General features: G+C 49.5%; 6 protein-coding genes. 2 read left to right on the top strand and 4 right to left on the bottom strand.

From position 1 onward, the window contains the following. From ribD to glyA, 3 genes are all read right to left on the bottom strand, one after another. On the bottom strand, nucleotides 1-616 hold a 616-nt coding region (ribD, locus tag A3750_RS01550; protein ID WP_068547968.1), incomplete at its 3' end, for a bifunctional diaminohydroxyphosphoribosylaminopyrimidine deaminase/5-amino-6-(5-phosphoribosylamino)uracil reductase RibD. A gap of 27 nt (nucleotides 617-643) precedes the next feature. Continuing rightward, nucleotides 644-1,117: a transcriptional regulator NrdR gene (gene nrdR, locus A3750_RS01545; protein ID WP_068458245.1), complete on the bottom strand. Its 474-nt coding sequence runs from the start codon at nucleotides 1,115-1,117 to the stop codon at nucleotides 644-646. Between the two features lie 35 nt (nucleotides 1,118-1,152). Continuing rightward, a complete protein-coding gene (gene glyA / locus A3750_RS01540) occupies nucleotides 1,153-2,421 on the bottom strand; it encodes a serine hydroxymethyltransferase (protein WP_068458243.1) in 1,269 nt (422 codons plus the stop codon). Between the two features lie 296 nt (nucleotides 2,422-2,717). Between glyA and ettA the strand changes: the two genes are divergently transcribed. Both ettA and A3750_RS01530 read left to right on the top strand, forming a co-directional pair. Further along, a complete protein-coding gene (gene ettA, locus A3750_RS01535; RefSeq protein WP_068458240.1) occupies nucleotides 2,718-4,379 on the top strand; it encodes an energy-dependent translational throttle protein EttA in 1,662 nt (553 codons plus the stop codon). A gap of 87 nt (nucleotides 4,380-4,466) precedes the next feature. Beyond that, on the top strand, nucleotides 4,467-4,847 hold the full coding sequence (locus A3750_RS01530; RefSeq protein ID WP_068457906.1) for a PilZ domain-containing protein: 381 nt from the start codon (nucleotides 4,467-4,469) through the stop codon (nucleotides 4,845-4,847). A 60-nt stretch (nucleotides 4,848-4,907) separates the two neighbouring features. On the opposite strand, the gene radA is transcribed toward A3750_RS01530, so the two are convergent. Continuing rightward, nucleotides 4,908-6,275: a DNA repair protein RadA gene (gene radA / locus A3750_RS01525; protein ID WP_068466019.1), complete on the bottom strand. Its 1,368-nt coding sequence runs from the start codon at nucleotides 6,273-6,275 to the stop codon at nucleotides 4,908-4,910. Nucleotide 6,276 lies beyond the last annotated feature (1 nt).

Here is a 6,276-nt window from a genome sequence, read left to right as displayed (position 1 = left end):
TGTCTTGCTGGACAGTGCCCGTCGACGTTAGTATCGCGGACGCTCTGGCCCTCCATCGTTGAACATCTCGGCGTGCATCAGGACCCGTAATCCACTGGCTTTCTCCCGATTCCATCGCCGTTCTTCCATCGACACTCATCGCCATTTTTAATCGCACAAAAGGTCGCCCTTCGGTCATGCGATAAACAAAACCCTGATTCAGGTCTCGCGCCTGATCTTCAAAAAGGCCGCTAGCAACCTGGATCCCTGCCTCAGCGATTCTTTTCATACCCCTTCCCGACACATTTGGATTAGGATCTTGCATGGCTGCAACAACCCGCGCCACATTCGCTTTAATCAAAGCATCTGCACAAGGAGGTGTACGCCCCTGATGACTACAGGGTTCTAAAGTTACGTAAGCTGTCGCGCCTTTCGCACTACTCCCCGCCTGATTCAGTGCGTGGATTTCTGCGTGCGCCTCTCCAGCTCGCACATGATATCCTTCACCAACAACACGGCCATTTTTCACAAGCACGCAACCGACTCGCGGGTTAGGGTGGGTTGAATATTGGCCAAGCCTTGCGAGCTGCAATGCACGGGACATGAAACGACGATCGTCTGCAGACCAACAAGCCATTACGATGCACTCACTAAGGGGGAGCAGTTATTTCGCGCTCTCAGAGGCATCGCTTTTTGACAAGCGATCAATTTCCTCTTTGAACTCATTGATATCCTGAAAGCTACGATATACCGAAGCAAAGCGAACGTATGCAACCTCGTCAATATCACGTAACTCTTTCATGACCTCTTCACCAATTCGAAGCGACTTAAGCTCACGCTCTCCAGTCGCGCGCAATCGATACTTGATGTTATTGATCGCCTTCTCGATGGACTCAATACTGACTGGTCGCTTTTCGAGAGCTCGCTGAATCCCTCGATTCAGTTTTTCTTCATCAAAAGGTTGGCGTGTTCCATCCTGCTTAACAACCCGCGGCATGACTAACTCCGCAGTTTCGAAGGTAGTGAAACGCTCTTTGCACGAAAGGCATTCACGACGACGCCTCACTTGATCACCTTCGGCGACCAAGCGAGAGTCATATACCTTTGTATCTGTTGCCTTGCAAAATGGACAGTGCATCGGGCGCTTTTTGCTCCGTTAAGCTTCGAAAACGATTAGTTAGCGTAAACAGGCAAACGCTTGCAAATGGCCTGCACTTTTTCTCGCGTCGAATCAATCACTGATTGATCTTCCGGATCTTTTATCAAAGCATCAAGTACATCACACATCCAACCAGCAAGTTCGGCGCAGTCACTTTCTGCAAACCCACGACTCGTGATTGCAGGAGTACCAATGCGTAAGCCACTCGTCACAAACGGGGACCGAGGGTCATTTGGTACTGAGTTTTTGTTTACTGTGATATGCGCTCGGCCTAACGCCGCATCTGCATCCTTACCGGTGATATCCTTATCGATCAGGTCAAGCAAAAACAAATGATCATCCGTGCCGCCGGATACCACCTTATAGCCACGATCCATTAAAACACTGACCATCGCCTGTGCGTTAGTGACAACTTGTTGCTGATAGGCTTTGAACTCTTCCGACATGGCTTCTTTGAAGCATACCGCTTTGGCCGCGATCACATGCATCAACGGACCACCCTGACTTTCAGGGAACACAGCGAAGTTGAGCTTTTTCTCAAGATCCTCATTCGCCTTTGCTAGAATCAAACCTCCACGAGGACCTCGGAGCGTTTTGTGTGTCGTTGTTGTTGTGACATCCGCAATACCAACGGGGCTCGGATATACGCCGCCTGCCACAAGACCAGCAATGTGCGCCATATCAACAAACAAGTAGGCTCCAACACTGTCTGCGATGTCGCGAAAACGCTGCCAATCAACAACACGGGAATATGCAGAGAAGCCAGCAATGATCATTTTCGGCTGATGTTCTTTAGCAAGCGCTTCGACCTGCTCATAATCAATCTCGCCCGTTGCTTCATTCAAGCCATATTGGACTGCATTATAAATTCTTCCAGAAAAGCTCACTGAAGCACCGTGAGTTAAGTGACCACCGTGGGCAAGGCTCATACCAAGAATCGTGTCGCCAGGCTCACAAAGAGCCATGAAAACAGCAGCGTTCGCTGAAGAACCGGAATGCGGCTGCACGTTTGCAAAATCAGCACCAAACAAAGCCTTTGCACGGTCAATTGCTAACTGTTCGACAACATCAACATGCTCACAACCACCGTAATACCGCTTACCTGGGTAACCTTCAGCGTATTTGTTCGTCAAGTAAGAACCCTGCGCTTCCATAACTCGGGGACTTGTGTAGTTTTCAGAAGCAATCAATTCGATGTGATCTTCCTGCCTTTTGGCTTCAGCATCCATCGCCGCCAACAACTCATCATCAAATCCAGCAATGCTCATATCTTGGGTAAACATCTAGCGCCTCTTTTCATACTCAACAACGTTCAGTCGGTTTTGGCCGATCTCGAACAGACAATATCAGGCTTCCAACGTACATTTTTTGTACAAGCCATTTTAAAAGCGCGTCATTTTAAATGATTTTTATAGCAACATCACGACATTTATAAGAACAAGCACATTGAAAACGACTAGACTCATATGCTATCGAAACGCGCTCACTCGTTGCCTTGAACTTGCTTTTTCGCTAGTGTGCGCGTCATCAGATTTCGCGTTGAATGCGAGTCTAAGAAATTAAGCAAAGGAGCTTCTGAATGGCACAGTACGTGTTCACTATGAATCGGGTTGGTAAGGTCGTCCCACCCAAACGCGAAATCCTCAAAGATATTTCCTTGTCTTTCTTTCCAGGCGCAAAAATTGGCGTACTTGGTCTGAATGGCGCAGGTAAATCCACTCTACTTAAAATTATGGCGGGCGTTGACCAAGATTATACGGGCGAAGCGCGCCCACAACCCGGAATCAAAGTGGGCTACCTCCCTCAAGAGCCGCAACTTGATGAAGAAAAAGATGTTCGCGCAAACGTTGAGGAAGGGCTTCGGGAACTTAAAGACGCACTGACTAGACTCGATCAAGTCTATGCTGAATACGCTGAGCCGGATGCAGACTTCGACGCACTCGCTGCAGAACAAGCGAAGCTGGAAGCGATCATCGAAACTGGCGACGGCCATAATCTAGAGCGGACACTAGAAGTTGCCGCGGACGCCCTTCGTCTGCCACCCTGGGATGCCGATGTTGCCACGCTATCAGGCGGCGAAAAGCGCCGTGTAGCGCTTTGCCGCTTACTTCTCTCTAAGCCAGACATGCTTCTTCTCGACGAACCGACCAACCATTTGGATGCAGAAAGCGTTGCATGGCTTGAACGCTTTCTTCACGACTACCCAGGTACCGTAGTGGCCATCACACACGATCGATACTTTCTCGACAACGTTGCCGGCTGGATTCTTGAACTGGATCGAGGCCACGGTATCCCCTTCGAAGGGAACTATTCTCAATGGCTCGAAGCCAAAGAGAAACGCCTTGAGATTGAGCAAAAGCAAGAAGATGCGCGCCAACGCAGTATTAAATCTGAGCTGGAGTGGGTTCGCAGCAACGCCAAAGGGCGTCATGCGAAGAGCAAGGCTCGCCTTCAGCGCTTTGATGAACTCAACTCGCAAGAAACCCAAAAACGCAATGAGACCATGGAAATATACATCCCACCAGGCCCTCGCTTGGGCGATGTAGTAATCGAACTCGATGCCGTCAGCAAACAATATCGCGACAAACTTTTGTTCAAAGATCTTAGTCTTTCCATCCCGCCTGGCAGCATCGTTGGCGTGGTCGGAGGCAATGGCGCAGGCAAATCGTCTTTGTTCAAGCTTATCGCCGGCGCGGAACAGCCTGACAGCGGAACCATCCGTCTTGGCGAGACCGTTCAGGTAGGCTACGTCGAGCAAGGTCGAGACCTGAGCAATGATAAAACCGTGTGGGAAGAAGTGAGTGGCGGCAACGACATGATTACCATAGGTAATTATCAAACTCCTTCCCGCGCTTACATCAGTCGCTTCAATTTTCGCGGCAATGACCAGCAAAAAAGGGTCAGCGAACTTTCAGGAGGGGAAAGAAACCGATTGCACTTGGCGAACACACTGAAACAAGGCGCAAATGTCTTGCTCCTCGATGAACCAACAAATGATCTCGACGTTGAAACCCTTAGGGCGCTCGAAGAGGCTATTCTCGCTTTCCCAGGCAGTGCCATTGTAATCTCGCACGATCGCTGGTTCCTAGATCGTATTGCCACTCACATTCTCGCCTACGAGGGAGATAGCGAGGTGATCTGGTTCGAAGGCAATTACACCGAGTATGAAGCCGACTTTAAGTCGCGAAAAGGCGAGCAAGCCAAAACACCCACTCGCGTTAACTATAAAAAGTTAGCCTAGTCACACTAGCGTATTTGCGATAGGGGACTATAGAACCTATAGTAAATACGCTTAGTCACTCTCTAGCCCACAACAGGTAATGAATGCATGTCAGAAACTCAAGAACACCAAGAAAGACGACAGTTCAGCCGAATACTATTCAATGCTGAGTGCACGATAAGTCAAGACGGCATGATGTGGTCGACAGAGTTAGAGGATATCTCGCTAAAAGGCGTGCTGATCAGCAAACCTGAAGGCTTCTCAATGAAAGGGAACAAAGCATTTGATGCAAGTATCAAGCTTGCAGGCGACCAACAGTGCATCAACATGAAACTCGTCTTTTCAAATGAACATAACAACGCATTAGGGTTCAGCTGCGAACACATCGACTTAGACAGCATGACCCATTTGAAAAGACTGGTTGAACTCAATTTAGCTGACGAGGCCCTACTTCATCGAGAACTAAGCGCCCTGAGCAATGCGCATTAGGCTTTGCGCGAGCTAAGAGAGAAGAATAAACCAACCTCTTCAAGCGCCGAGACGGCTCGATCAGAACAACTGCTGAAGAAACTCAGATAAGCTTTTCACTGCTGTTACTTCAATGCCTAGAGCGGTTTCGCGGGGACGATTCCCCCAAGGAACAATTGCCTTCTTAAACCCATGCTTTGCAGCTTCCTGTATTCGCTCCTGCCCGCTGGGTACAGGCCGTACCTCGCCCGACAACCCAAGTTCACCAAAGATAATAACGTCACGCGGCAAACTAACCGTCCGTAAACTGGAAACGATCGCAGCAATCGACGCCAAGTCCGTGCTCGTTTCTGCGGTCTTCACGCCACCGACAAGATTGACGAAAACATCCTGATCACCACAATGCAAACCACCATGACGATGCAACACTGCTAGCAGCATGGATAATCGATTCTGGTCCAAACCAAGCGCCACTCTTTTGGGATAAGAGCCCTGACTTTCATCAACAAGCGCCTGCAACTCCACTAGCAGCGGCCGAGTACCCTCCCAAAGCACAGTAACGGAACTCCCAGGACTGGCTTCTTCGCCTCGATTCAAAAAGATTGCGCTTGGATTTTTAACTTCAATCAATCCACGTTCCTGCATCGCAAAAACACCAAGCTCGTTGACGGCGCCAAAACGATTCTTGATGCCACGCAATGTTCGGTAGCGTGTATCACTTGAGCCCTCAAGCATGATCGAGCAATCAATCATATGCTCGAGAACTTTCGGGCCGGCAATCGCGCCTTCCTTGGTCACATGACCAACCAAAAACAACACCATCCCTGTCTGCTTAGCGAGACGAGTAAGACGGGCAGCGCACTCACGAACCTGAGACACACTTCCAGGCGCCGATTCAATGGACTCACTAAACATCACCTGAATACTGTCGACGACAATCACTTTCGGCTGAGTCGCCTGAACAGTCTGCTCGATCACCTCAACACTTGTCTCAGAAAACATCTGAAGCGCATCAGCGGTCAAACCGAGCCGCTTAGCTCGCATAGCAACCTGCTGCAAAGACTCTTCACCAGTAATATAAAGCGCAGGAAGTTGTCCTGCGAGATGACACATCGTTTGCAACAGGAGTGTACTCTTCCCCGCTCCCGGGTGACCGCCAACCAAAATCGCTGAACCGGGAACCAAACCGCCACCTAAGACGCGATCAAACTCACCTATACCAGAGCTAAAGCGAGGTTGCTCAGCAAGATCGATAGAACTCAGTGTTTTTATTTCAGACGCAGCGCCGGCATATCCGACGGTTTTAGTTGAAGAACGTGACGACTTGGCAGAGCCGAGCCTGATTTCCTGAACCGTGTTCCATTGCCCGCATTCAGGACATTGACCCTGCCACTTTGAAAAATCAGCACCGCATTCCGTGCATACAAAAGCTGTTTTCGTTTTTGCCATA

This window comes from Oleiphilus sp. HI0079 (assembly GCF_001635105.1).
This window is presented reverse-complemented; position numbering and strand designations above follow the sequence as displayed.

What these genes read in the sequence shown, in the direction of transcription:
- glyA (WP_068458243.1), bottom strand. Translation starts at nt 2,421, where the DNA reads ATGTTTACCCAAGATATGAGCATTGCTGGATTTGATGATGAGTTGTTG.
- A3750_RS01530 (WP_068457906.1), top strand. Translation starts at nt 4,467, where the DNA reads ATGTCAGAAACTCAAGAACACCAAGAAAGACGACAGTTCAGCCGAATA.
- nrdR (WP_068458245.1), bottom strand. Translation starts at nt 1,117, where the DNA reads ATGCACTGTCCATTTTGCAAGGCAACAGATACAAAGGTATATGACTCT.
- radA (WP_068466019.1), bottom strand. Translation starts at nt 6,275, where the DNA reads ATGGCAAAAACGAAAACAGCTTTTGTATGCACGGAATGCGGTGCTGAT.
- ettA (WP_068458240.1), top strand. Translation starts at nt 2,718, where the DNA reads ATGGCACAGTACGTGTTCACTATGAATCGGGTTGGTAAGGTCGTCCCA.